The organism is Collinsella sp. An2 (assembly GCF_002160065.1).
In the GTDB taxonomy this organism is placed as follows: domain Bacteria; phylum Actinomycetota; class Coriobacteriia; order Coriobacteriales; family Coriobacteriaceae; genus Limicola.
The window spans coordinates 22,567-49,538 of record NZ_NFJW01000005.1 but is presented as its reverse complement, the minus strand read 5'-3'; the positions used below and the strand labels follow the sequence as shown (position 1 = coordinate 49,538).

23 protein-coding genes are annotated in these 26,972 nt (G+C 61.7%); 22 read left to right on the top strand and 1 reads right to left on the bottom strand.

Translation table 11 applies throughout. The features are described from left to right. The first annotated feature begins 164 nt into the window (after window positions 1-164). Window positions 165-2,390, top strand: coding sequence for a ferrous iron transport protein B (gene feoB / locus B5F33_RS04730; protein ID WP_087410650.1), 2,226 nt, complete (start codon window positions 165-167; stop codon window positions 2,388-2,390). A 95-nt stretch (window positions 2,391-2,485) separates the two neighbouring features. After that, a complete protein-coding gene (locus B5F33_RS04725; RefSeq protein WP_087410649.1) occupies window positions 2,486-2,692 on the top strand; it encodes a hypothetical protein in 207 nt (68 codons plus the stop codon). 346 nt (window positions 2,693-3,038) lie between these two features. Here B5F33_RS04725 and B5F33_RS04720 read toward each other — a convergent pair whose 3' ends face one another. Continuing rightward, a complete protein-coding gene (locus B5F33_RS04720; RefSeq protein ID WP_239284804.1) occupies window positions 3,039-4,013 on the bottom strand; it encodes a hypothetical protein in 975 nt (324 codons plus the stop codon). Between the two features lie 754 nt (window positions 4,014-4,767). Between B5F33_RS04720 and B5F33_RS04715 the strand changes: the two genes are divergently transcribed. The 20 genes from B5F33_RS04715 to B5F33_RS04620 all read left to right on the top strand — a co-directional run bounded on the left by B5F33_RS04715 (window position 4,768) and on the right by B5F33_RS04620 (window position 26,864). Continuing rightward, window positions 4,768-6,108, top strand: coding sequence for a glutamine synthetase family protein (locus tag B5F33_RS04715; RefSeq protein WP_087410648.1), 1,341 nt, complete (start codon window positions 4,768-4,770; stop codon window positions 6,106-6,108). Window positions 6,109-6,255: 147 nt separating this feature from the next. After that, window positions 6,256-6,924: a response regulator transcription factor gene (locus B5F33_RS04710; protein ID WP_087410647.1), complete on the top strand. Its 669-nt coding sequence runs from the start codon at window positions 6,256-6,258 to the stop codon at window positions 6,922-6,924. A gap of 439 nt (window positions 6,925-7,363) precedes the next feature. Next, entirely contained in the window at window positions 7,364-8,836 is a 1,473-nt protein-coding gene (locus B5F33_RS04705) for a trypsin-like peptidase domain-containing protein (RefSeq protein ID WP_087410646.1), read from the top strand. A gap of 230 nt (window positions 8,837-9,066) precedes the next feature. Then, on the top strand, window positions 9,067-9,537 hold the full coding sequence (locus B5F33_RS04700) for a dCMP deaminase family protein (RefSeq protein ID WP_087410645.1): 471 nt from the start codon (window positions 9,067-9,069) through the stop codon (window positions 9,535-9,537). Between the two features lie 475 nt (window positions 9,538-10,012). Then, window positions 10,013-11,350, top strand: coding sequence for an electron transport complex subunit RsxC (gene rsxC, locus B5F33_RS04695; RefSeq protein ID WP_087410644.1), 1,338 nt, complete (start codon window positions 10,013-10,015; stop codon window positions 11,348-11,350). Window positions 11,351-11,356: 6 nt separating this feature from the next. Continuing rightward, on the top strand, window positions 11,357-12,289 hold the full coding sequence (locus B5F33_RS04690) for an RnfABCDGE type electron transport complex subunit D (protein WP_087410643.1): 933 nt from the start codon (window positions 11,357-11,359) through the stop codon (window positions 12,287-12,289). After that, on the top strand, window positions 12,276-12,899 hold the full coding sequence (locus tag B5F33_RS04685) for an FMN-binding protein (RefSeq protein ID WP_239284802.1): 624 nt from the start codon (window positions 12,276-12,278) through the stop codon (window positions 12,897-12,899). Before B5F33_RS04690 ends, B5F33_RS04685 begins: the two co-directional genes overlap by 14 nt. Before the next feature lies 1 nt (window position 12,900). Further along, on the top strand, window positions 12,901-13,548 hold the full coding sequence (locus B5F33_RS04680; protein WP_087410642.1) for an Rnf-Nqr domain containing protein: 648 nt from the start codon (window positions 12,901-12,903) through the stop codon (window positions 13,546-13,548). Continuing rightward, a complete protein-coding gene (locus B5F33_RS04675) occupies window positions 13,548-14,144 on the top strand; it encodes an Rnf-Nqr domain containing protein (protein WP_087410641.1) in 597 nt (198 codons plus the stop codon). Before B5F33_RS04680 ends, B5F33_RS04675 begins: the two co-directional genes overlap by 1 nt. Before the next feature lie 12 nt (window positions 14,145-14,156). Continuing rightward, window positions 14,157-14,354 (top strand): hypothetical protein, encoded by a 198-nt coding sequence (locus B5F33_RS10960; RefSeq protein ID WP_087410640.1) that lies wholly within the window; start codon window positions 14,157-14,159, stop codon window positions 14,352-14,354. A gap of 548 nt (window positions 14,355-14,902) precedes the next feature. After that, the gene (gene ligA, locus B5F33_RS04665; protein ID WP_255376250.1) at window positions 14,903-17,209 is read left to right on the top strand and encodes an NAD-dependent DNA ligase LigA; all 2,307 of its coding nucleotides are present in this window, start codon (window positions 14,903-14,905) and stop codon (window positions 17,207-17,209) included. Between the two features lie 653 nt (window positions 17,210-17,862). Beyond that, the gene (locus B5F33_RS04660; RefSeq protein WP_087410639.1) at window positions 17,863-18,801 is read left to right on the top strand and encodes an ABC transporter ATP-binding protein; all 939 of its coding nucleotides are present in this window, start codon (window positions 17,863-17,865) and stop codon (window positions 18,799-18,801) included. Beyond that, on the top strand, window positions 18,722-19,588 hold the full coding sequence (locus tag B5F33_RS10800) for a hypothetical protein (protein WP_143757945.1): 867 nt from the start codon (window positions 18,722-18,724) through the stop codon (window positions 19,586-19,588). The genes B5F33_RS04660 and B5F33_RS10800 overlap by 80 nt, the downstream gene beginning before the upstream one ends. Continuing rightward, on the top strand, window positions 19,585-20,376 hold the full coding sequence (locus B5F33_RS04650) for a hypothetical protein (protein ID WP_087410637.1): 792 nt from the start codon (window positions 19,585-19,587) through the stop codon (window positions 20,374-20,376). The genes B5F33_RS10800 and B5F33_RS04650 overlap by 4 nt, the downstream gene beginning before the upstream one ends. Window positions 20,377-20,440: 64 nt before the next feature. Further along, window positions 20,441-20,686 carry a hypothetical protein gene (locus B5F33_RS04645; protein WP_087410636.1) on the top strand — a complete coding sequence of 82 codons (246 nt, stop codon included), beginning with the start codon at window positions 20,441-20,443 and terminating at the stop codon, window positions 20,684-20,686. A 172-nt stretch (window positions 20,687-20,858) separates the two neighbouring features. Beyond that, the gene (locus B5F33_RS04640) at window positions 20,859-21,431 is read left to right on the top strand and encodes a hypothetical protein (RefSeq protein WP_087410635.1); all 573 of its coding nucleotides are present in this window, start codon (window positions 20,859-20,861) and stop codon (window positions 21,429-21,431) included. Window positions 21,432-21,441: 10 nt separating this feature from the next. Further along, window positions 21,442-21,768: a helix-turn-helix domain-containing protein gene (locus tag B5F33_RS04635; RefSeq protein WP_239284799.1), complete on the top strand. Its 327-nt coding sequence runs from the start codon at window positions 21,442-21,444 to the stop codon at window positions 21,766-21,768. Between the two features lie 401 nt (window positions 21,769-22,169). Further along, window positions 22,170-22,856: a MarR family winged helix-turn-helix transcriptional regulator gene (locus tag B5F33_RS04630; RefSeq protein WP_087410633.1), complete on the top strand. Its 687-nt coding sequence runs from the start codon at window positions 22,170-22,172 to the stop codon at window positions 22,854-22,856. Beyond that, a complete protein-coding gene (locus B5F33_RS04625; protein WP_087410632.1) occupies window positions 22,849-24,744 on the top strand; it encodes an ABC transporter ATP-binding protein in 1,896 nt (631 codons plus the stop codon). The genes B5F33_RS04630 and B5F33_RS04625 overlap by 8 nt, the downstream gene beginning before the upstream one ends. Further along, window positions 24,744-26,864, top strand: coding sequence for an ABC transporter ATP-binding protein (locus tag B5F33_RS04620; protein WP_087410631.1), 2,121 nt, complete (start codon window positions 24,744-24,746; stop codon window positions 26,862-26,864). The genes B5F33_RS04625 and B5F33_RS04620 overlap by 1 nt, the downstream gene beginning before the upstream one ends. Window positions 26,865-26,972 lie beyond the last annotated feature (108 nt).

Genomic DNA, 26,972 nt, shown 5'->3' with positions numbered 1-26,972 from the left:
CTTTTTTTACAGGTAGAGTTAGCGTTAGCTAACAAATAGCACATACGCAGTAGCATTTGTTAGCCCGGGTTAAAACTCCCGGCGGATGTGCGGCCTCACACTCCATCGTCCGCGCTGACTCGGCAACTTGGCAAAAGTTTCAAAGCCTATGGAAGAAGGAGTACATGTCAGCATCTTCGCTTCATGTCGCGTTGGCGGGTAACCCCAACTGCGGCAAGACGACGCTCTTCAATCTCATTACCGGCCAAAACGGCTACGTGGGCAACTGGCCCGGCGTCACGGTCGAAAAGAAGGAGGCCAAGCTGTCGCGCGACAAGAGCGTGACCATCACCGACCTCCCCGGCATCTATTCGCTGTCTCCCTATAGCCCCGAGGAGCGCGTAAGCCGCGACTACCTCATGAGCGGCGAGCCCGACGTGGTCATCGACGTCATCGATGCCACGAACCTGGAGCGCAACCTGTACCTGGCGCTGCAGGTGGTCGAGACGGGGCTCCCGGTGGTCATTGCCCTCAACATGGCCGACCTGGTCGAGAAGAATGGCGACAAGATCGACACTCGCGCGCTTTCGAAGCGCATGGGCGCGCCGGTCGTTTTGATCTCGGCGCTCAAGAACACCGGTATCGACGAGCTCATCGCCGAGGCCAAGCGCGCAGCCGCGTCCAAAGACAGGGTGCCCGAGCACAAGTTTGACTCCGCGATCGAGGACGTGCTCGAAAAGATCGAGGCGCTGCTGCCGTCCTCCGTCGCAGCGGGCAAGCGCCGCTACTATGCTGTGAAGCTGTTCGAGCGCGACCGCGACGCCGCCAAGCTCGTGAACCTCACCAAGGAGGGCGCGGCGACCGTCGAGCGGCTCGTCAAGCAGTGCGAGCAGGATTGCGACGACGACGCCGAATCCATCATCACGGGCGAGCGCTATGCGGTAATCGCGCACATCATGGACGAGTGCGTCAAGAAGGCGCCTGCCAAGATGTCCGTGTCCGAAAAGATCGACCGCGTGGTCACGAACCGCATTCTGGGCCTGCCGATCTTCCTTGTGGTGATGTTCGCCGTCTACTTCATCGCCACGTCGTCGGGCGCCATCGGAACGGCCGGCACCGACTGGGTAAACGACAACCTCTTCGGCGAGGGCTTCGAGCTGTTCGGCATGAGCTTCCCCTCCATTCCCGGTGCCATCGAGGGCCTGCTGACCGCGGGCGGTGCGAGCCCGCTCGTCTCGAGCCTCGTGCTCGACGGCATCGTGGCGGGCGTGGGCGCCGTGCTCGGCTTCATTCCGCAGATGTTCGTCCTCTTTGTGCTGCTCTCCTTCCTTGAGGACTGCGGCTACATGGCCCGCGTCGCCTTCGTCATGGACCGCGTGTTCCGCCGCTTCGGCCTCTCGGGCAAGTCGTTCATTCCCATGCTTGTCTCGACGGGCTGCGGCGTGCCGGGCGTGCTCGCAACCAAGACGATCGAGAACGAGAAAGACCGCCGCATGACGGTCATGACCACGACGTTTATCCCGTGTGGCGCGAAGCTTCCCATCATCGCGCTGCTCATGGGCGCGCTTGTGGGCGATGCCGAGGCGCCGTGGATCTCTCCGCTGTTCTACTTCCTGGGCGTGGTTGCCGTTATCGTGTCGGGCATCATGCTGAAGAAGACGAAGCTCTTTGCCGGCCGTCCGACGCCGTTTGTCATGGAGCTTCCGAGCTACCACTTCCCGTCGCTGAAGTCGTGGTGGCTGCACGTGTGGGAGCGCGTCTCTGCCTACATCAAGAAGGCGTTCACGATCATCTTCGCCTCCACCATCGTGGTGTGGTTCCTGTCGAACTTCGGCGTGTACGACGGCGCCTTCGGCTTCCTGCCCGATATGGCCGGCATCCCCGAGGAGTTCACCGACTACTCCGTGCTCGCGATGCTGGGCGGCGCCATCGCCTTCATCTTTGCCCCGCTGGGCTTTGACTCCTGGCAGGCGACGGCCATGTCCATCACCGGCCTGGTGGCCAAGGAGAACGTCGTTGCGACCGCAAGCTCGCTGCTGCACATCGCCGACGGCACCGAGACGGACCCGAACCTGTGGACCGCGTTTGCCGGCATGTTCCCCACGGTGGGTGCCATCGCCGCCTTTGGCGCCTTCAACCTGCTGTGCGCCCCGTGCTTTGCAGCCATGGGCACCATCCGTGCCCAGATGCAGTCCGGCAAGTGGACCGCGATCGCCATCGGTTACGAGTGCGCCTTCGCGTGGGTCGTGGGTCTCATGATCAACCAGTTCTACCTGGCTGCCACGGGCGTCTTTAGCGTGTGGACCGTCGTGGCCGTGATCTTTGCGGCGCTGATCCTCTTCCAGCTCTTCCGGCCCATGCCGAAGGATGCCTGGAAGGACGACGAGGCATTTGCTGCCGCAGCAGCGTAAACAAGCCTCCCTCTGTCCCGCCTCCCCGCCGGCAGCATGCCGCGTCGGGGAGGCGTTTTTGGGTACAGTGGTGACGAGCTAGATTGGAGGAGCCCATGGGCCTCATCGACTTTGTGATTCTGGCGCTGGTCGCCGTCGCCTTTGTGGCCGTCTGCGTGCGCGTGCGTCGCAAGGGGTCGTGCGCGGATTGCGCCCAGGGAGGCACGTGCTCCGGTCGGTGCAGCTCGGCCGAGCGAAAGAGCTGCCCGGCGATGAAGGGCGTCGATCAGGTTGCCGACGAGCTTGGCCACGGCGTGAAGTAAGGTGCCGTTGGCGCATCGCTCCGGCAGCGTTGGGCGCCAGGGCGCGTGTTGTCTGGGCGATAGGCGCACGCGGGCGATGCTGTGACGCCGGAGCTGACCCGTGCGCGGCGTATTGATGCCTGGGGTCGGAAAATTGCGTGCAGAAATGAAACCTCGGTGCAATTCCGGAAATCGGGTGCAGCCATGCACGGAAGTAGGCGGTCGAGGCCCGGATTCCGTGCGGCGCTGCACCCATTTTCAGCTTTTGCACCGAGGTTTCATTTCTGCACCGAAGTTTGTCGAGCATCTGTGGCGGGCGAGCGTTTAACGCCTTGACTGCACGCTGCGCCGTCGACGCGCCTCTTGACTATCGAAGCGGAACTCCTGCGGTCGAGAGTAGCTTTAACATATAGTCCTCGTCCTGAGCTTGAGCAATCGTGAAGCGTATTACGGTTGCTCCGGTGAGGTTAAGGTGCGACTCACGAATGCGTTCGCGTGAAAATGCCTGAACGATATCACTTGCATCGGAATTCTGATGCGACAAGACGCCCTGGTACTTTCCCAGACCGTCAAGCTCACCAATAATCTCGTGTCCATCTGGACGACGCCAATAATAGTCGGCAACCTTTGGGACGGACGGCTCCATGGGGTCATAGATCTCAACTTGCAGTTCGGGCACCGCGAAGCCAAGTTCGATGATCATAGCCCGTGCGATGGACTCTCCTCCGTTGTCACTTCTGCCGTCGCAGTACGCAGCAACTTTTCGTGCGGTTTCAATGCCGTGTCGTCCCTTTCCCCGTTGAAGGAAGAACTCCGTTACTTCCTCTTTGGTGGTGAGCTTCCAGTGCAGGGCGGAATCCACAATGGCAAGTCCATAGGCAAAGGGATATGCGCAGGCGCAGTCGAGAAGCGTCTGTAACAATGCGGTGGCGCGCACGCCCGCAACAAGCAATGCCTCCTGATGGGGAACGACGTGACATGCGGCAATTCCAGAGGCCCTGCGGCGATTTCCCGTTGGCTCAATGGCGATATCAATAGGTTGAAGCAGCTTATTTGAGACTTGCAGGCCATGTAAAAGCGCTGCGGTGCTGAAACAAAAGGTCCAATCGGGATGAAGCGCTGCCAAAGCCTTGACGGTGTGCAGCGTGCGTGCGCGCGCAGAGAGCTGCGTGAGGTATTCCGGACGGACGAACATATCCTTATACGGCGAGATGAGCATTCCTGCGCGCACGCGCCGCTCGAGTGCTTGTCGCTCCTCCCGATTTGATGGGACGAGATATCGACCTCGTTGTTCTTCATGGGCGATGCGCTTCCACAGATTCTCTTCGAGTGATTTGGACATGGTTCCTCCCCAGATTGGGCGGTCGTGAAAGCTTAACGTCTCTTTAATCGAGGCGTAATTAAACCGTTGACCAGCGCTTTTGAGGAACCATAGCAGGAAGGTATCTTACAGGTCTCTTACCAGATTCTCACCACTTTCTTACAAGGGCAGTTCAGGTCGCGTGTATGCTTTCGACGGGCTGATGTCGACTCGGTGGACGGTTGCGAATAGCTAGTAAACGGTTGCAAGTCTCTGGCGATGTGGGTTTCCTACAGTTAATAATTCGTGTTGTGCTTGCGGGACGAAAGGACGATGCATCGACGCTGCGATAGCGATGCAAGGTGTCCTCAAGAAATTGCGTGCAGAAATGAAACCTCGGTGCAAAAGCTGAAAATGGGTGCAGCGCCGCACGGAATCCAGGCCTCGACCGCCCGTTTCCGTGCATGGCTGCACCCGATTTCCGGAATTGCACCGAGGTTTCATTTCTGCACCGAAGTTTGTCGATGGCGTGCAGCCGTTGCCCGAAACCGTTGCCCCTAGCCAAAGCTCATTCACGCGTCGCCACCTCATGCCGCTAAGGCTCCAGGCTGAACCGCCCACGTTTCCGTTGTATGCTCCAAACCGAGTCGCCCGTGTCTCTGCCGCCTCCGCCTGCCGACGCTTCTATACCGTTGCAATCCATGGGTAACCGCTCCGAAACAATCCTATGAGACAGTAGACGCGCATAGTATGGCGTGGGCGCGCAGGCGCCGACGAGATAGGAAGGTGTTGCTTCATGGACCAGCAGCAGAATATCGATTTCGTCCTGCGTACGGTCGAAGAGCGCGGCATCCGGTTCGTTCGCCTGTGGTTCACCGATGTGCTGGGGCGCCTCAAGAGCTTTGCAATCAGCCCCGAGGACCTCGAGGTCGCCTTCGAGGAAGGCATCGGCTTCGACGGCTCGGCCATCGAGGGCTTTACCCCGCCCGAGGAGGCGGACATGCTGGCGTTCCCGGATCCCTCGACGTTCCAGGTGCTGCCGTGGCGCCCCTCGCGCGACGGCGTGGCCCGCGTGTTCTGCGACATCTGCACGCCCGACCGCAAGCCGTTTATGGGCGACCCGCGCGAATGCCTGCGCCACATGTTCCGTTGCGCCGAAGAGGCCGGCTTCATCATGAACGTGGGCTCCGAGATCGAGTTCTATCATTTCCCGGACGAGCGCACCCCTGAGCCGCTCGACGAGGTGGGCTACTTCGACCTCACGCCGTCTGACTCCGCGCGCGACCTGCGCCGCGACACGGTGCTCATGCTCGAGAAGATGAGCATTCCGGTGGAGTACACCTTCCATTCGTCCGGTCCCTCGCAGCATGGCATCTCGCTGCGCCACGCAGAGGCGCTTACGGCGTCCGACGCCATCATGACCGCCAAGCACATCATTCGTCTTGAGGCGTTCTCCTCGGGCGTGCACGCGTCGTTTATGCCCAAGCCGATCGCCGGCGAGGCTTCGAGCGCCATGTTCCTGCATCAGTCGCTGTTTGACTACGACGGCAACAACGTGTTCTGGGGCGAGGACGATCCGGTGTATCACCTGTCGGATATCGCCAAGCATTACATGGCGGGTATCCTGGCGCATGCGCCGGAGATCTCGGCCATCACGAACCCCACCGTCAACTCCTACAAGCGCCTGCTTGCCAAGGAGGGGCCGACGCCGGAGTACGCCACTTGGGGCCTGCGCAACCGCGCCGCGATGATTCGCGTGCCCATCTACAAGCCGGGCAAGCAGCTCTCCACGCGCATCGAGCTGCGTTCGCCCGACCCCATGGCAAACCCGTATCTGGCCAACGCCGTGACGCTGGCGGCCGGCCTGGACGGCATCGAGCGCAAGCTGGAGCTACCCGCCGAGACCCCGGTGGACGCCCTCGGTCGCACTTCGACCGACCTGGAGGCCCTGGGCTACACGCGTCTGCCGCGCAGCCTGGACGAGGCGCTCGACATCTTTGAAAAGTCCCAGTTCATGAAAGATGTTCTGGGCGAGCATATCCACTCGTTCTTCCTTAAGAAGAAGCGCGATGAGTGGGAGAAGTATGCCTCCACCATCACAGAGTGGGAGATTCGCCATTACCTGGCGAACTCGTGACGACCTTTACGAAAGGGGAGAAGGCCTCCGAAGTTGCTCGGGGGCGTTCGTTACCCATATTCCTATTGGTCTAGTCACTTATTTGCGGGATATTTACCTGCAGGATGGATGCATACGATATGATGTACCTGTACAAGGAGGTGTGGCATGCCCGAGACTGAGACCTGTATTTTGTTTATGGCGCGCACGACGCGATTTCATGAGTTTGTGCGTTCGCTAACCACCAGCATGGGTGTCGAGGTTAGCCTTGCCACACCCGACTCACCTACCGCCGCGCACGACTTTAGCCTACTGCTGCTGGATGCCGATGGCGTGCGCAACGACCGCATCGAGCAGATTAGCAAGTGGCTCGACGATCGCGGCGGTATTCCGATGCTGCTTATTGTTGACGACGAGGCGCTTGGCGGGCTTCGGATGCCCCCGCATGCGCGTTGCGACTTCATTTGCTCCACGGCGAGCACGACCGAGCTCGAGGTTCGCGTGCGGCGTCTGCTGGGCGACGAGGAGTCGTTTGCGGTGGACGACGTGCTGCGAATCGACAACCTTGTGATCAACCTGGCGACCTATCAGGTCTATTTGGACGACGAGCCGGTGGACCTCACCCTTATGGAGTACTCGCTGCTGTCGTTTTTGGCGACGCATCCCAACCGCGCCTACTCGCGCGAGGTGCTGCTGCACCGGGTATGGGGCTTCGAGTACTGCGGCGGCACGCGCACGGTCGACGTGCACATTCGACGCATCCGCTCCAAGGTGGGCCCGCAGATTGCAGCGCACATCACCACGGTGCGCGGCGTGGGCTACCTGTTCAAGGAGTAGCCAGAGGGCTGCCCTCCGTGGGCGGGTCTTGTATAACTAATACGATGTGGACGGGGCGGCCCCGGCGTTTCGGCTGAGAAGCGTCGGGGTCGCCCTTTGCTGTGTGCGGCGGGCGCGGCGGCCGGCATGTGTGGCGCGCGGCGGGCCTCGGGTAGCCGGCGGGTGCGCCTCCGGTTCTGCGCCCGGTGTTCCGCCCACGGCGGGCGCGGTGGCTGGCGGATTGCTGCAGAGCGTCCTGCACGCGGAGGTCGCGGATTCGATTGTGTCGGCGTGATGGTCGGGATGGGCCACTTTCTTACGCCGCAGCGTCGAAATACTTAAGCTCCACTAAAACTGGCTACACGAGGATATATGCAGGCCAAGACATGGGGTACAACGGTTCCAGACTCACAGAGAGCGACCGCGGCATTGCCGCCAAGCATTCGGAAAGGAAGAGGATATGAGTGAGAACACGCCTCGTCGCCCGGATGGGATGGGCGAGAACGCCGGGACGGGATCGTCCACCCCGCGCGTCGAGATAGAGCAGACCCCGCGTCGTCCCGAGGACGACACGGCTAAGACCACGCAGATGCCCGGCGGCTCGTCCACAGACGGCGGTGCAAGCGCAGGCGGGCAGGGCTCCAAGCCCGGCACGACCGAGCAGGTGCCGTTTGTGCCATCGACCGAGACCGTCACCCGCACGGTGGTGAAGACCAAGGCCAAGGCGCTGCCGGTCTTCCTGGCGTCGCTCGGCGGCCTCGTGGTGGGCGCGGTGCTGGTTATCGCGCTGGCCATGACGGGGGCCTTCCGCATCACGAACACCGACGTCGAGCCCGCGTCCAACTCGGTGCAGACCATCGACATCGACCCCGAGGACACCACGCTCGCCGAGGCCGTCTCGGCAAAGGCGCTGCCCTCGGTGGTGTCCATCGCCACCACCACGAGTGACGGCGGCGGCATCGGCTCCGGCGTGATTCTGGACACCGACGGCAACATCATCACCAACTACCACGTTATCGAGGGCGCCCAGAGCATCGTGGTAACGCTCGACGACGGCACGACCTACGAGGCCGACGTCGTGGGTAGCGACGAGTCCAGTGACCTGGCTGTCATCCGTCTCAAGGACGCCGACGCCTCTGCGCTTACCCCGATCGAGGTCGGTGACTCCGACAACCTGACCGTGGGCGAGTGGGTCATGGCCATCGGCAGCCCCTTCGGCAACGAGCAGTCCGTCTCCACCGGCATCGTGAGCGCGCTGTATCGCTCCACCGCTATGCAGGCCACGAGCGGCACCACCATCTATGCCAACATGATCCAGACCGACGCGGCCATCAACCCCGGCAACTCCGGCGGCGCGCTCGTGAATGACGAGGGCAAGCTCATCGGTATCAACTCGATCATCGAGAGCTACTCGGGCTCCAGCTCGGGCGTCGGGTTCGCGATTCCGGTGAACTACGCGATCAATATCGCTAACCAGATCATCGACGGCAAGACCCCGGTGCATCCGTACCTCGGCGTGTCCGTGACCTCGGTGAACGCGCTGTCCGCGCGCCAGCAGGGACTCTCTACGAGCAGCGGCGCGCAGATTGCCGCGGTAACCGAGGGTGGTCCCGCGGCCGAGGCGGGCATCCAGGAAGGCGACATCGTGACCGCCATCGACGGCAACGAGGTGACCTCGGCCGACGGCCTCATCATCGCTCTGCGCGAGCACGAGGTGGGCGATAAGGTGACGCTTACCATCAACCGCGACGGCAAGGACCAGGATGTCGACGTGACCCTGGGGTCCGATGAGGCGCTGCAGTCCGAGCAGCAGGACAACACCACGGGTAACGGCGCGGGCAACTCGCTTTCCGAGGAGGAGCTGCGTCAGTACCTGGAGGACCTGCTGGGCGGCAACCAGGGCTATGGCCAAAACGGTGGCCAGGGCTTCTAACAACGGCAGCCGGAGCTTCTAGGAGCTTTGGTGCAGCGGCCGCAGGGGCCGCAACAAGACCGCAAGGCGGCGGGGAGTGACTCGGCCCCGCCGCCTTCGTTGTTTTGCGGGCGTGCGGGGTGGGGGAGACGGCCCAAGCCCGCACGCTGTTTTGACAGCGCCCGCCTCGCTATGGTTTGATGCGAGCAAGATATACAACGGGCAGTGGACACGACGGAAAGGAGCGCGCCATGCCGGGCAAGCGCACGGATGTCATCAGCTGGGACGAGTTCTTCATGCGTGTGGCCATGGCGGCCAGCATGCGCAGCAAAGATCCCAACACGCAGGTGGGGGCCTGTATCGCAGACACCAACCATCGTATTCTCTCGGTGGGATACAACGGCACGCCCTCGGCGCTTAACGACGACGAGTTCCCCTGGGACACCGCCGACGATCCGCTCCACGACAAGCACAGCTACGTGATCCACGCCGAGGCGAACGCGATTCTCAACTATCGCGGATCGCTCAAGGACATGGGCGGCGCCACGGTGTATGTGACGCTGTTCCCGTGCCACGAATGCGCAAAAACGCTCGTGCAGGCTGGCATCGGCGAGGTGGTGTATCTCAGCGACAAGTACGAGGGCACCGAGGACAACCTCATCTCCAAGAGCATCCTCGACCGATGCGGCATTACCTATCGAGCCGTTTCGGTGGAGGACTAAGATTCCGATCGTATGAACGGCGGGCGTTTGTTTCGGGTGCGATCGCATGGGGCGCAGCGCTTGCTTTGGGTGCCGTGCTTGGTTTGAGTGCGCGCCTGCCTCGAGCACAACTCGCGTTCGCACCCGCCCTGCTCCGGGCGCCGCCCACCGCACACTCGCTCCAGGCACCGCTCCGCCCGCCAGGTGATGCCCGTACCTGCCAGTCTTTGGCCCACGTACCCTGGCCATCACCTCCCCGGCGGCGCGCGGGTGACGGCCCGTCTCGCGCTCGCCAAGCCGCGCCTGCGCCCCCTCATCCCCGCGCGCAAACAATCAACCCGCACGTACATCGCGTGTGAGGTGCACGCATTACCCCAAATAAGTGTTCAAAATGTGAAGCAATACGGTAAACTGTATGGCTGGCATATTTGCATTGTGCTGGGTTGCGAGGCGACGCCACGCCTCGCTACAGAAGGGGAAAGAGGGAAGGGGATCTATGTTCTCTCTGCACAAGACGTTGGGCGGTGTACATCCGCCCCAGTGTAAGGACACCCGAGACTGTCCCGTCACGTCGATCGAGCCCCCCAAGCAGGTTCGCATCCCGCTGAACATGCATATCGGAGCTCCGTGCAAGCCGGTGGTCAGCGTGGGCGACCACGTCTACATCGGTACGCTCATCGGCGACGGCACGGGACTGTGCGCGCCCATCCACGCGACGGTTTCGGGCACGGTGACCTCGGTCGCCGAGGAGACGCTGCCCACGGGCCAGCATGCGCCGGTGGTGCAGATCGAGTCCGACGGCAAGATGGAGAACGATCCGTCGCTCACCAAGCCGACGTACTCCAACAAGGATGAGTTCATCGATTGCGTCCGCGCCTCGGGCGTGGTGGGCCTGGGCGGCGCATCGTTCCCGTCGTGGTTCAAGATGAAGTGCCCTCCGGGAAAGAAGTTCGAGTTCGTGGTCGTGAACGGCATGGAATGCGAGCCGTTCATCACGAGCGACTATCGCCAGATGATCGAGCACCCCGGACGCGTCGTGGACGGTGTCGTCCGCATCGCCCGCGCGCTTGAGATTCCCGCCGCCGTGATCGGCGTCGAGGACAACAAGCCCGAGGCCGTGGAGGCCCTGCGCAAGGCGATCGAGGAGAAGGGCGCGGGCGACCTCGTCGAGGTGCTCATGGTTCCCACGAAGTACCCCGCCGGCGGAGAGAAGGTCCTCATCGAGGCCACGACCGGCCGCGCCGTTCCTGCGGGCGGTCTGCCCGTGGACGCCGGCTGCCTGGTGCTCAACGTCACCACCGTCTCGCGTATCGAGGAGTACTTCCGCTACGGCGTGCCGCTGGTGCGCAAGACCGTGACCATCGCGGGTGACTGCGTGAAGAACCCCGGCAACTACCGTGTTCCTATCGGCATGAGTGTGCACGACGTGGTCGAGGCCACGGGCGGCCTGGTGAAGGAGCCGCGCAAGATCATCATGGGCGGACCCATGATGGGCCGCACCATCACCGACATCGACTGCCCGATCCTCAAGGCCAACAACGCGATCCTGTGCCTTGACGACGCCGCGATCCTGCCGGACGAGACGCCTTGCATCCGCTGCGGCCGCTGCGTGCGCGCCTGCCCGCTGGGCCTTATGCCCTTCCAGCTGGACGCCGCCTCGCGCAGCCACGATGTGGTGAAGCTGGACGAGTTCGCGGTCATGAACTGCATGGAGTGCGGTTCGTGTGCATTCGCGTGCCCGGCGCATCGCCGCATCACCGCCTCGATCCGCGAGGGCAAGGGCTTCTACCGCAGCGACGTCGCTCGCCGTACCCAACCTGCGAAGGAGGCGTAAGCCGTCATGAATCTCATCAACGAAGCCTCCCCTCACTTCCACGGGAAAAGCTCCACGTTCAAGGTCATGGGCGCCGTGTGCCTGGCGCTGGTGCCCACGCTTATCGCTGCGACCGTGCTCTACGGCCTGGGCGCTCCGCTGCTTGTGCTGGTGTGCATTGCCACGGCGCTCGTCTGTGAGCACCTGTGCTGCATCATCATGAAGCGCGAGTCCACCGCAGGCGACATGTCCTGCGTGGTCACGGCCATGCTCTTTGCGTTCACCCTGCCCGCCAACTGCCCGTTTTGGGTCGCTATGCTGGGCACGGCGTTCGCCATCGTCATCGTGAAGATGCTCTTCGGCGGCATCGGCTGCAACATCGCGAACCCCGCCGTCGCCGGCCGCGTGTTCGTGATGGTCGCGCTGCCTTCGGCGCTCGCCTCGTATCCGGATGTCGTGGGCAAGTCGCTTGACGCCGTGACCGGCGCCACGCCGCTTGCCATGGCGGCTCAGGGCTCCATGCCGTACAGCTACCTCGACCTCTTCCTGGGCAACCATGCGGGCGCGCTCGGCGAGACCTGCATCCTGACCCTGCTCATCGGCTACATCTTCCTGCTGGCGATCAAGGTCGTGGACGCCTGGGCGACGCTGCCGTTCATTGCCACGGTGGCCGTCATCACCGGCATCGCCGGCCAGGACGTGCTCTTCGAGCTGCTCTCCGGCGGTCTTGCGCTGGGCGCGTTCTTCATGGCGACCGACTACACCACCACGCCCATGACGCCCAAGGGCAAGATCATCTTCGGTGTGGGCTGCGGCCTGGTCACCTCGCTCGTGCGTCTGTTCGCCTCTGCCCCCGAGGGCGTGGCGTTCTCCATTCTGTTCATGAACATGTTCGTTCCGCTGATCGATCGCTACACGCGGTCTCAGCCGGTGGGAGGTGTCAAGAATGCCCTCGTCTAACGAGACTTCAGCCGCCCCCAAGAAGCCCTCTTGGATCAAGCGGCACCGCAATGGCTCCCTGTACACCTTTTTTGCCATCCTCATCGCTGCCGGCGTTTGCGGCGGCGTGACGGCCGGCGTGTATTACGCCGGCGAGTGGGGCAGCACGGCCTTTGCCGATGCCGACCAGCGCCTGGACGAGGCCAAGGGCGGTGCGCAGCGCGCTCTGCTGTTCCCCGACGCCGGTTCCTTCGAGCAGGTTACCGCTCCTGCCATCGACGGCCTGAACTCCGTGTACCAGACCGATTCCGGCGACTACGTCTTCGATGTGTCATCGACGGGCTACCACGGTGACGTCGAGCTCATGATCGGCATCGCCTCCGACGGCACCGTCGCCGGCATCCAGGTCGTGGCCGAGGACGAGACCGACGGCATCGGCTCCAACGCCCTGACCGACGACTTCTTCGGCACCTTCGAGGGCCTTGCCGCATCGGGCACCCTCACGCTTGACGAGGCCGGCTCGGGCGAGACCCAGGTGGACGGCGTCTCGGGCGCCACGTTCACCTCGACCGCGGTGGTGTCGGACCTCAACATTGCCTTCGAGGCCTATGCCGCGTTGGGAGGTAACTAAGATGGCACTGCATGAATCTGTGCTTCAAGACCAGAACGCGCGCCTGCACGAGCTCGTGCATTCGCCGGCGTTCGTGGTCGTCGCGGGGTCGCTGCCGGGTCTGTACGTGGCGACGTCGCTTGAGAACGGCTTTGCGATCGGCGTGGTGAGCGCGGTCTCCATTCTTGTGATGGCTGCCCTTGCGCACCCGCTGCGCGCCGTGACCGGCAAGTTCTCCTACCTGCCGGTGATGCTCATGGTGAGCTCCGCCGTGGCCACCATCTGCGGCTTTGCGCTGCGCGTGGTCGACCCGCTCATCAACGAGAACCTTGGTATGTATGTTTCCATCGCCGCGGTGAACGCGCTTGCCATGGCGTTTGTCATGGACGATGGCTACGCGGCCTCGCCGGCCCGCACCTCTTCGTGCGGCACCGCTGTCTTCGGCGCGGTGTGCACGGTGGCCACGCTGGCGTTCGTCGGCCTCATCAACGGCATGTTCTCCACGGGCGAGATCTTTGGCCTCACCATGAACGAGCTCGCCGCCACGCCTATCGCCATCTTTGGCACGCCTGCCGGCTCGCTTCTGGTGCTGGCGCTTGTGACGACCTTCATCAATTCCATCGTCGACGCTGCCAAGAAGAGCGCTGCGTCCCAGGGAGGTGAGCGGTAATGGAGCTTCTGAACGCCCTTTTCACCGCCGCGCTCGACCAGAATCTCGTTTTTGTGCAGCTGGTCGGCATGGTGTCGGTGCTGCTTGTGGCTGAGCGCCCGCAGGACGCCTTCCGCTTCGGCGGCATGGTGTGGGCCGCGTCCTTCCTGGTGGGGCTCATCGGATGGCCACTGTACACCGGTCTGTTCCAGCCGTGGGGCATCTCCTACCTTGCGCCTATGGCCTATCTTGTGGTTGGCGTGACCGTCTCGTACGTCATCGCCGCCGTTATGGCTGCCGGCAAGGACCGCGAGGTGCGCGACCGCACCTTCATGACGGCCTCTGTGGTCGCCGTGAACGCGGCTATGCTTGCCGTGCCGATGGGCAACGCCGCTGTGGCTGCCACCTCGACGTTCGACGTTGCGCTCGGCAGCTCCTTCGGTGCCGGCTTGGGTGCCTTCATTGCCATCGTCGCCTTCGCGTTCCTGCGCGACCGCATCGATGAGCGCCTGGTTCCCGGCGTACTGCGTGGCCTGCCCATCTCGCTTATCACCGCTTCGCTGGTTGCGCTTGCATTTACGGGTGTTGCTGGCATTGCCGGCGGTCTCTTCGTGTAAGGGGGTATCTGGATGTTCATCTACGTGTTTGCCCCGCTGATGGCGCTGGTGGTCGTTGCCTTTATTCCGGCTGTGGTGCTGGGCGTCGTGTCGCGTCGCGACCGTCGCGCGGCCTGGCTGGAGAGGCGCGCCGCCGAGGAGGCGGCAGAGGCTGCCGCGGCTGAAGCCGCGGCACCTGAGGCTGCGACGGAGGCTCCCGCCAGGGCGTAGCTGGTTTGAGCCTGCAACCTTTGTTTTGCTGCGAGTGCAGGTTAGTGCGAAATAAGGCCCTGCGGCCGGCGCTTACGCGCCGCCGCAGGGCCTTTTTCGGTCAATCTCTAGGCCGCCAGTGATCCATTCCTTGGCAAAATTATAGATATGCAGATTCATGCGATATTTATACAAAGATATACATAGAAATGTAAGCATATATTGGCGACAGTCAGATATCCATCGCTAGGTGTTCAAAATCGCAACTTTTTGGCTCTCAGAGGAGGCATATTGGCCCTTCGGGCCATACAAACCCGATGTAAAGTGTGTCTCGTGGGCAATAATTCCCCAATATGGGTAATGCATACTGCCTTCAAGAGCCGAAAAATCGCGATTTTGCACACCATTGTTTTTGCGGCGCGTTCTAGCCGGTTTTGTATGCTGTTAGGCATGGTCTCGGCCTCACGACCCAAGAGCCCCAAGAGGCACTTCCGCGCGGGATGGTACCCTATAGGTTGAACGTTTCGAGCGTCGCCCGATACCGGCTGGCGCAGGACAAGGAGGGTATCGTGGAGCAGGAAAACCTGTTTGGCGAAACGATCAATGCGGCAGGATCAGACGCGCTGGCTTCGGGGTCCGATGGCGCCGCGGGTGGCGCGCACGCAGGCAGCGAGGCAACGGGTACGGCTGCGGCCGCAGGCGCGCAGCCGGCCGATAACGCCGCCAAGGAGCACCGCGCTGCCGCCGACCGCGCGGCAGAGCTGCGTCACCTGCTGGATTACCATGCCTATCGCTACTATGCGCTCGATGCGCCCGAGATCACCGACGCAGCCTTCGACAAGCTGCTCCAGGAACTCCTGCACATCGAGGCCACCTATCCCGACCTCGTCACGCCCGAGTCCTACACCCAGCGCGTCGGCGGCTACGTCTCGGAGCAGTTCGCGCCCGTCACGCATATGGCGCGCATGTACTCCATGGACGACGCCATGAACCTCGACGAGCTCGATGAATGGCTCGAGCGCACCGAGGAAGCGCTGGGGGCCGGCCAGGCGGTCTACACCTGCGAGCTCAAGATCGACGGCCTGGGCGTGGCTCTTACCTACCGCGACGGCGCCTTCATCCGTGCGGCCACGCGTGGTGACGGCACCACGGGCGAGGACGTGACCTTGAACGTCCGCACCATCAAGGATGTCCCCATGCACCTCAAGGCGGCGGCGCTCGAGCACATGGGCGCCGACGCCGGCACCACCATCGAGGTCCGCGGAGAGGTCTACATGCCCAAGGGCAGCTTTTTGCGCCTCAACGAGGAGGCCGACGCCGAGGGTCGTGACCCCTTTGCAAACCCGCGCAACGCCGCCGCAGGCAGCCTGCGCCAGAAGGATCCCAAGATCACCGCGCGCCGCGACCTTGCGACCTTCCTCTATGCCGTGGCAGACACGGCTCCGCTGCACGTTGACAGCCAGCACGAGTTTTTGCAGTGGCTGCGCGACGCCGGCTTCTCGGTCAACCCCAACGTGGCGCGCTGCGCCACGCCCGCCGAGGTGCACGAGTTCTGCGCCGAGGCCCTGGCACACCGCGCCGACCTGGACTACGACATCGATGGCGTGGTGGTAAAGGTCGACTCCTTCGACCAGCAAAACGAGCTCGGCTTCACGGCGCGCGCCCCGCGCTGGGCCATCGCGTTCAAGTTCCCGCCCGAGGAAAAGCAGACCGTCCTGCGCGAGATTCGCATTCAGGTGGGGCGCACCGGCGTCCTTACGCCGGTCGCGGAGTTCGACCCGGTGACGGTCTCGGGCTCCACCATCGCGCGCGCGACCCTGCACAACATCGACGAGATTCGTCGCAAAGACGTGCGCGAGGGCGACACCATCGTGGTCCACAAGGCCGGCGACGTGATTCCCGAGGTCGTGGGCCCCGTGCTGGACAAGCGCCCCGCAAACGCCGAGCCCTGGAACATGCCCGAACGCTGTCCGGCCTGCGGCAGCCCCGTGGTGCACGAGGAGGGCGAGGTAGCCTACCGCTGCGTCTCCATCGACTGCCCGGCGCAAACCAAGGAGCGTCTGGCGCACTGGGTGAGCCGCCCCTGCATGGACATCGACGGCGTGGGCGATGAGCTCATCGACAAGCTCATGGAAGCCGGCCTTGTGCACGATGTCGCGGACTTCTATAGCCTCACCGTCGACGCGGTGGCCGCGCTCGACACAGGCCGCACTTACCAGAAGGACGACAAACGCCGCGGCGTGCATGCCGGCGATCCCATTCCGGTGGGGACAACCATCGCGCAGAAGGTGGTGGACGAGCTTGCCCGCTCCAAGCAGCAGCCGCTTTCTCGCGTGCTCTTTGCGCTGGGTATTCGTCACGTGGGCAAGAGCGTGGCCGAGCTTCTGGCGCAGCGCTTCCTTACGCTGCAGGCGCTCATTGCTGCCAACGAGGAAGACATCGCGCAGATTGATGGCATTGGCCCCAAGATCGCGGCAAGCGTGAAGCAGTTCTTTGCAGTGCCGGAGAACCTGGCGGTGCTCGAGCGTTTGCGGCAGGCGGGCATTACGCTCGAGGAGGACCTGGGCACCGCCGCGGCTCGTACGGCAGAGGAGACCGGCGTCTCGGCGGAGCTTGCCGGCGAGAGCCCGCTTCAGGGTCTTACCTTTGTGCTTACCGGCACGCTCGAGCGGCGCACGCGCGACGAGGCGGGCGCGGCGCTCAAGGCCCTTGGCGCCAAGGTGACGGGCTCGGTTTCCAAGAAGACGAGCTACGTGGTGGCGGGCCCCAAGGCGGGCAGCAAGCTCACCAAGGCCGAGAGCCTGGGCATTCCCGTGTTGGACGAGGATGCGCTGGAGCAGATTCTCGCGACCGGACAGGTGCCGCAGGCGGAGTAGCCACGGCGCGGGCGCATGTGCCTGCAACGCAAAGAAGCCTGGGTGGCGGATAGCCGCCCTTGTTGTGTCGCGTGCGGCAACGCAACGGCGGTGCAAATTAGGAATATGGGTGCAGCCAGGCACGGAACAAGAGGGATTTCCGCTCTGTTCCGTGCAAGGCTGCACCCTTTTTCTGTTTATGCACCGAGGATGTATGTCTGCACGCAACATGGCCTCTATGAGGGACATGGCCGTCTGTATCGCAGGCGAGCGGCGATTGGGGACGCGTACCCGATGTACGGCAATGCGTGTCAGCGAGCAATCTTTGTAATAAGAATGTCATAAACAAAAAACTACTCTTGAAAGTTGATAGTTATCGAATTACAGTAAGTTTGTCCAACAGGAAAGAAGGAAGGGAGGGAAATTATGGAATGGTATGCAGTTGTCAGTGGTGGTAATAACTGCGGCCTGAAGGGTTGTGCTAACTACAATCCGTCGTGTGCGTGCAAAGGAATCTATTTTTGTAACGTTCACTAGGCTTGATGTTTTGTCTTAACGAACGTCTGTCAGATTGCTTGACAACGGTGGTCGGCCCCACTGAATAGCCATCCTCCAGTGGGGCCGCTTGCAGTAAAACGCCTGCTAAGGCGCAGAATTGTAAATGCGGTGTAAAAATGAACAACAACGGAGTCATCACGGTTCATGACATTACGAAACGATATGGCAAGCGTGTCGTATTGGATTCGGTGAACATGACCGTTTACGAGGGAGATGTCTGCGCACTCATTGGAGAGAATGGCGCCGGCAAGAGCACCCTCATCAATATCTTGGTTGGCCTTACACGTCCATCCTCCGGCAGCATCGCGCTTTTGGGGGCGACGGGCCAAAGCGGACTGTTGAAAGCACGCATGAACATCGGGTACGTGCCTGACGCAAGCGGCGCATACCAAGAGATGAGCGCCCGTGGCAACCTCATAGTTCGCTGTGCGGAGTGGGGCGTTCCCAAAGGACAGGTTGTCGAGGTGCTCAAGAAAGTCAATCTGCTCGATGCTCAGAACCTGAAGGTGAAACGCTATTCTTTGGGCATGAAGCGACGCCTCGACATTGCAACTGCGTTGCTGGGGAACCCGGCAATTATCATCATGGATGAGCCTATTAACGGGTTGGACCCCACGGGCATTGCTGAGGTACGTGAAATCATCCGTACGCTGCGTGAGGACGACGGAAAGACCATCCTGCTCTCCAGCCACAACCTCCCCGAGCTGCAACGTATTGCCACACGGTTTGTGTTTATGAGTCATGGCCGGGTGTTGCAAGAGGTTGGACGGGAAGAGCTGAACGGCGCGAGCGACGTTACCGTGAAGCTCAAAGTTTCCGACGTTCTCCGGGCAAAACGGTTGCTAGAGGATAAGAGCTATACAGACTCAGTGGCGCTGGATGGGGATCAAGGCCTCGAAATCAAGAATCCAGCATGCAGTCTTGGCTCTCTCGTAGGACTTTTAGTACAAAACGGCATAACTGTCGAAGAGGCATATGATGAACATGAATCGCTCGAAGAGTATTACGGAAGGCTGCTGGCGCACGAAAGCGATGCTTCGCAGGTTAGCAGCTGATGTAAGGCATTTGCCTTCAGTCTGGACAACATGGGTAATAGCGGCATGTGTAATTGTGCTTGGACTCTACTCGGTGATGACAACCGGCGACAACATTTTCTTGTCGCAAGACATAGCAAATGCTTATGTGGTCGGTAACGTGATCGGGTATGTTGCCAACTGCATTGATCCCCATGACTTGATCGGAACCGCCATTCGTAATTCTTTTTTTCTGACGTTCCTGTGGGTTCCCTTGGCTGTTGCCTGCGCTGTGGGAATGGCATCTTCCAACTACCGTTCGAAGAGCTATTGCGTCTCGCGAGCGCGAGGATTGACGGCGGCGCGTGGGGTTGTTTCAGAGTTTTTGGCTTGCTCGTTGGTAGTCGGCAGTGGGTATGCTGTGATGTGCGCTGTTAGCTTTTTAGCGGCTGCGACGCGTTACGGTGCCGTGATTGATGGTGCCGCTCTGATGAGGTTCGCAGGGTGCAGTTTGATAAACGTGTTTCTGCTTATGTCAGTCGTTGCGCAATCGCTGGCGCTATACCACGTTACACGTAACCCGTTCGTCTCTGTTGTTGGTATTACGGTGTTGTTTCTTTATGCTTCGACGATTAGCTGGTTTGATAAAGGCGGCCGTCCTCTGGCAAACGCAGACTGGGTTATGTTGACGCCGGCGCCCTATTTGCTGTTCTCTTGCGCGCTTGCTTTTGGTCGATTGAGCATTTCATCGATAGTTGTCTATGCAGTTGAAAGCGTATTTGTCGCTCTCATAGTCGGCGTAGCAGCGTTTAAGATTCGGGGCAAATGATGGAACAGTTATCACGTGAGCTGCGTTTCGAAATGAGTCGCGCATGGAGGCTCAAGATCCCTCAGATGCTTCTGATTTGCTATTCACTCGTGACGCTTTGTTATATGGTGACAAGTGGCCCATGGATTGCCTATGTAGACAACATACCGGCATCTATGGCATGGGGCTTTTTCCCCGATCCAACGTATGTGGATGTCGACATGATTCCTTTGGGTGCCAACGTGCTTACCATATGTGTTGCCCCTCTGGCTCATTCGTTGTTTTTCCCGATGATTGCGCTTCTTGTGGTTGGTCGGCTTGATGGTGATCGCTTGTTCGGTAAAGCGTGCCAGTTGTCGGCAGGTAAAGGTCAAGAATATGCCGGTATTTTATTTATTCGTGGTATTGTAGCGACTATCTATGTGGTGGGAGCGTTTGTTCTCTATAGCGTTGCAGCCGCTATGGCAATGATGCTATGCACACCGGTGCAGCTGTCACAGATTGGCGAGTTTGCGTTCCGTCTCTTGCTCTGCTCGTCTCTCTGCATCTCGTTCGTAATAATCGCTTCAGTTGCCATCTCGTTGCTCGGAAAAGGAACGTTTGTTCTCGGAACGTTGCTTCTGGCAAATTACTTGGGATTTTGGATTCCACATGTCGTGCAAGCTCAGATGAGTTGGTGGATGTACATATGTGCTCCAGTTTACATCGATGCTTACGTCGTGCCTACACTGCAGTTTTCCCTTGCGAGCACGTTGATTGCAGTTGCGGTAGCTGCCGTGTGTCTTGGAGTCCATCGACTTCGGAGCTAAGTGTTCGTCCTTAGTTAACGACCATGGATATTAGTGAAGATATTAGTGAAAGACGGTGTTTCATATGGTGATGTCCAAATTTAATGTTGTGCTGCCAGATGGCGACGGTGCCATCATATTCAATGCGCGCAGCGGTGGAGTCCTGGGTTTGAACGCCGAATATTACAGCAAGTTCAAACAGCTTGAACGTGGGGAGACAGATTGCCTCGATGATCTGATCGAGCAGCTGCGTCGTGGTGACATGGTTACAGAAGATGGCTGTGACGAAATGGCCGACATTTTGGTGCAAAGCCTGCTACAGCGGGTCTGATTATTTCAGATTGGGCGCCCTTCCAGACATGAACGTTACCCGTACATGTCGTATCGCGAGCGACAATGTGCGCCGACTGATTTCTCCTCCGGAGGTGATGGGTTTGCCGCAGGGTTTCGCGCAAACCGATAGAATGTGTTTCACGATAACATTGCCTCGTCGAAGGAGAACCATGTCGAAGAGCGTCGAACATATCGAGGCTTCCATGCGCCGACTGAAGAGGTTGGGGTCGGTGTTGAGCGCCGTCTTTGCGGTGTTCATGGTGGTGACCATTGCCATCGCGGTCGCTTGTGGTGTCATTGCTGGGCATCAGATGAGCTTAGGTGCGCATTTCACGTCTTTCGGTGTGCTCGAGGGCGAGGACTTTAACATCCACATCTTTCCTGCCGTTATGTGGCTGTTCATAGCGCTCGTCCTCGAGGCGACGCTTTTGAGCATCTTTCGAGACATGTCGCGCGGCGAATCGCCATTTACTGTGCGGCATGCGCGGCTTATAGCCGGACTCGGTGGTCTATTCGTGGTCAACGCACTGCTGGCCTTGATATTTCGAGGCAATGTGCTGCTAGACTTTGCGCCGACCCTCTCCATTTCCTATTGGCCCAACCCGTTTGTCCTCCTCGTGGGCGGGCAGAACGGCGTCGCGATCGATGTGGGGTCGCTACTTGCTGCGCTCGTGTGTTTTTCCATCTCCATCATGTGGCGTTATGCGGCGCTGCTCCAGGAGCAAACGGACGAGCTCGTGTAAGGGGGCGGCTGTGGATTATCTGATCATCGAACTCGAGGCGCAGCTGCTCAAAGCTGGCAAGACCAGCTCCGATTTAATTCGCGCCACAGGTCACACGCCGGCCAACATCTCCAAGCTGCGCAATGGCAAGGTCAAGGCCATTCGCCTGAAGACGCTGCTGGATATCTGCGAAGAGCTTGACTGCCAGCCCGGTGACCTCATCAAGCGCGTGAGCGAGGAAGAGCTGGAGGAGCTTGCTATCGAGCGCACGCGCAACGGCATCCGCCGCATGAAAGGCGACGCCGAGGCTGCCTCGCTTCCCACGAACGTCTATGCCGTGGACCTGAGCGACGAGTAAGGCTGCCGGCTGGTAACGTTTGGGCGGCACCGCTGGCTGCTGGGCGCTGGCCGCCGCCTCTTCGCCGTGCTTCGGCCCGCTCGGGCGAGGCGTTTTGGGCTATTTCGCCCTTGCAGGAACGTTCGTTTCGGAAAAGGGCGTCGCTTTTGCGATTCGCCGAGTAGACCCTTTTGCCCCAACCGTTTTACCTGCGGTTTTGTTCTGCAATAATCCGGTCTACTCGCCGCTTCGCGTTTTGGACGCCCTTTTTCGAAACGAACGTTCCAAAGGGGGCCTCCATAGCGCTCGGCAACGCTGTTACAGCTCTGCTTGTCGCCGTGTTGCAATTGCGGGCGCTTTACCGCGGGCGTATACTGGTGCCGCATAATTAGTTGACCAGTCACATAATCGGAGATGGTCATATGGCACAGGATGATCCAGTGCAGACCGGACGAGGTGCGGCCGCCGATGCCCCCGGAGGCGACGAGCCCGACCTCATTACCTATCGCTCGCTGCTGTTTAGAGCGAGCCATGCGCAGCGGGCGCTGCTGCATCCCTTTATGGCAAGCATTGGCCTGGGTACCGGGCAGCCCAAGCTGCTCTCGTACCTTAACCATTTTGGGCCGTGCTCGCAGCGCGAACTTGCCGACTACTACGAACTTGATCCGGCGGGGGTGTCGCGCGCGCTCGACGCGTTGGAGCGCAAGGGCTTTGTGACCTTCGAGACCAACGCCGAGGATCGCCGTGCGAAGGTGGTGACCCTCACGTCCGACGGCTGCCGTGTGGCCCGCGCATGGGACGCCGCCTGCCGCGAGGAGGCCTCGGCAATGCTTACGGGCTTCACGCGCGAAGAGCGCCTGGCGTTTGCGGACTACCTCACGCGCGCTCGTACCAACCTGCGAGCCTACGAGCGGGAACTTATCGACGCCCGCAACGACCGCGATGCCCGCGCCGTGCGGGTCGCGCAGCCGGCAGCAGCCGAGGGCGTCACCAACGACGGGAGCCGCTCTGCCGACGGACCCGCCGTGACCCCGACGCCCGCTGCCACCGACGCGCCGGCCGCCTTCGCTTCTGCCGTCGCAACCGGCAAGGAGGCACACCATGCATGAGTTTCGCCGCATCGTGGGTTTTTTGGGCCAGTACCGCCGCGACGCCATTATCGGCATGCTGCTCGTTGTTGTTGAGAGCGCCTTCGAGATGGTCATCCCTATCCTTATGGCCGACATCATCGACGTGGGCGTAGCCACGCGCGACGTGGACTACATCCTGCGCCAGGGTATGTACATGGCTGTGTGCGCGGTGCTCTCGCTTATCACGGGCCTTCTGTACGCGCGCTTTGCGGCACGTGCCTCCTACGGCCTGGGCGCGCATCTGCGCGCAGCCGAATACGAGCGCGTGCAGGACTACTCCTTCACCAACCTCGACCACTTCGAGACAAGCTCGCTCGTCACGCGCATGACGACCGACGTCACCGTGATCCAAAACGCCCTCAACGCGGGCTTTCGCCCCATGGTGCGCGGCCCGGTGATGCTCATTATTGGCTTTGGCCTGGCGTTTTACCTCAACTCTACGCTTGCGCTGGTGTTTGTGACCGTGGCACCTGTCATGGCGATCGCGCTCGTGCTGATCGTGCGGCACGTGGGCCCGCTTTACGGCGTGCTGCAGCGCACCGTCGACCATCTGAACGACGTGGTGCAGGAGATGCTCACCGCCGTGCGCGCCGTCAAGGCGTACGTGCGCGGCGACTACGAGTGCGACCAGTTCCGCCGCGTGAACGAGGAGCTGGCCGGCACAAGCGAGCATACCTTCCGGTTCGCGGTGCTCAACATGCCTGTGCTCTATGTGTCTATGTACACCGTGACCACGCTCATCATGTGGTTTGGTGGCCAGATGATCCTGGGCGGCGCGCTGGCCGTGGGCGAGCTCACCGGATTTCTTTCCTACGTGATGCAGATTATGAACTCGCTCATCATGATCTCGAACGTGTTTTTGCTGCTTACGCGGTCGCTTGCGAGCATCCATCGCATCTGCGAGGTGCTGGATGAGCCGGTGGACCTCACCTCGCCCAAGGGCGCGGCGACCGAGGTCGCGGACGGCTCGATCGAGTTTTGCGACGTGTCCTTTAAGTACCGTGCAGACGCCCAGGCAAACGTGCTGGAGCATGTGACGCTGTCCATTCCCGCCGGCTCCACCGTGGGCGTGCTGGGCGGCACGGGCTCGGGCAAGACGACGCTCGTGCAGCTTATTCCGCGCCTGTACGACGCCACCGAGGGCACGGTGATGGTGGGCGGCCACGACGTGCGCGACTACGACCTGGCCGTGCTGCGCGACGCCGTCTCTATCGTGCTGCAGAAAAACGTGCTGTTTAGCGGCACGGTGCGCGAGAACCTGCTGTGGGGCGACGCGCACGCCACGCAGGAAGACCTGGTAGAGGCGTGCCGGCAGGCCCGCGTGGACGAGTTCTTGGACCGGCTGCCCGGCGGATTCGACTACGACCTGGGTCAGGGCGGCGTGAACGTATCCGGCGGGCAGAAGCAGCGCCTGTGCATCGCCCGTGCGCTGCTCAAGCATCCGAAGGTGCTCATTTTTGACGACTCCACAAGCGCGGTGGACATGGCCACCGAGGCCGACATCCGCGCGGCGTTGGCGGCGCTCACCGGCGTGACGAAGATCATCATCGCCCAGCGCGTGAGCTCCGTGATGTCTGCCGACCAGATCGTCGTGCTGGACGACGGCCGCGTGCATGCGGTGGGCACGCACGAGGAGCTGCTTGCGCACGACAGCATCTACCAGGAGATCTACGAGTCTCAGACCAAGCAGATGCAAGCCGAACAGGGCTCTCGGGACTCAACGGGGGAAGAGGCCGAAATGGGTCGCGCCGCGGATGGTGCCCGCGAAGGGGGCCGCGCTGTGGCGGAGGCCCCTGCGCCCTCTGTCTCCGAATCATCTAAAACAACCCCGCCCCAACAGGGGTCTGTGGAAGGGGGTGAGCGCTGATGCCGGCTCCCGGAAACAAGCCTCAAAACCTCATGCGCACCCTGCGCGAGCTATTGTCGTACATGGGCAGGCATAAGCTGCTCTTCCTGGCTGTGGCCGTGCTGGTGAGTATCTCGGCTGTGGCCAACCTGGTGGGCACCTACATGATTCGCCCCGTGGTCGACCGCCTGGCCGCGGGTGACTTCGACGGCTTCGTGTGGTGCGTGATCGCGACCGCCATCATCTACGCGACGGGTGTGGTGGCGGCTCTGGGCTACACGCAGCTTATGGTGCACGCGGCGCAGAAGGTGCTCTTCGACATTCGCCGCGACCTGTTTGCTCACATCCAGACGCTGCCGCTGCGCTACTTCGACACGCGCAGCCGCGGCGACATCATGAGCTACTTCACCAACGACGTAGACACCGTGGCCGAGGCCATGAACAACAGCTTCGCCCTCGTGATCCAGAGCTTCATCCAGATCGCGGGCACGCTGGTCATGATCTTTGTGCTGAACTGGCAGCTGAGCCTGCTTGTGGTGGTGGGCTACGTTGCCATGTTCGCCTACATTCGCTTCTCCACCAAGAAAAGCCGCAGCTATTTCCAGCGGCAGCAGAGCGTGCTGGGTGAGCTTGACGGCTATATCGAAGAGATGGTGACCGGCCAGAAGGTCGTCAAGGTCTTTAACCACGAGGCGCCCAACGTCGACGCCTTCCGCGAGAAGAACGAGCGGCTGCGCGTGGCGGGCACCGGCGCGCAGGCCTATGCCGCGTCGATGATCCCTGCGGTCGTGTCTATCAGCTACGTGAACTACGCGATCGTGGCGGTGCTGGGCGGCTTCATGGCCATCGCGGGGCTCACCGATGTGGGCGCGCTGGCGAGCTACCTGGTGTTTGTGCGTCAGACGGCGCTGCCGATCAACCAGTTTACGCAGCAGTCGAACTTCCTGCTTTCGGCCCTGGCCGGCGCCGAGCGCGTGTTTGCGGCCATGAAGGAGAAGCCTGAGGTGGACGAGGGCAAGGTTCGTCTGGTCAAGACCGGCAAGGACACGTGGGCCTGGCAGCTGCCCGACGGCATGGGCCTGGGCGCCTGGGGCGCGCTGGTGCCGGTGGCGGGCGGTGCGGCTGGTGCGATGGCCGCGGGCGCCGTGGCTGACGCGGGCGGCACGGGCGGCCGGGGCGCCGCGACCGACGCGGGCAGCGCGGATGCGACGGTGCGCTGCACGGCTGCTGCGGCGGTCGGCGCGGGCGGTACGGGCTGTGCGGGCTGTGCGGGCGCCGTGGCTGACGCGGGCGGCATGGGCGCCATCGACGCCGCCTCACACGCCCCGGCGGAGGACCAAGGCGCCCTCGCCCAGACCACGGCCATCGGCGTGGATGGCACGGTGCTGGCAACGGGCCTCATCCCGCTTCGCGGCGACGTGCGCTTCCACGACGTGAGCTTTGGCTACGAAGCCGGTCACGAGGTGCTGCACGACCTCAACCTGTTTGCAAAGCCTGGTCAGAAGATCGCGTTCGTGGGCTCCACGGGCGCCGGCAAGACCACCATCACCAACCTCATCAACCGCTTCTACGACATAGACGAGGGCGAGATCACCTACGACGGCATCAACGTCAAGAACATCCAGAAGGCAAGCTTGCGCGGCAGCCTGGGCATCGTGCTGCAGGACACGCACCTGTTTACGGGCACCATCGCGGAGAACATCCGCTTCGGCAAGCTCGACGCCACAGACGAGGAGGTGCGTCACGCGGCGCACCTGGCAAATGCCGACAGCTTTATCCGGCGTCTGCCGCAGGGGTACGACACCATGGTCACCTCCGACGGCGCGAACCTCTCGCAGGGGCAGCGCCAGCTCTTGGCCATCGCCCGCGCCGCGGTCGCAGACCCGCCGGTGCTCATTTTGGATGAGGCGACGAGCTCTATCGACACGCGTACCGAGGCCCTGATCGAGCGTGGCATGGATGCACTTATGCGTGGCCGCACGACGTTCATGATCGCCCATCGGCTGTCCACCGTACGCAACGCCGACGCGATCATGGTGCTCGATCACGGGCGCATCATCGAGCGCGGCACGCACGAGGAGCTCTACGCGCTGCATGGCGAGTACTGGAAGCTCTGCCAGGGGCTGAAGGAGCTTGACTAGGCCTGTGGAATAAGGGCGCGCTGGCTGCGGCTGTGCAGGCGCGCCCGCTCTGGCCGAAGCCGTACGCATTGCGGGGCCCGCGCGACGTTTCTTGGTCGCGTGGGCCCC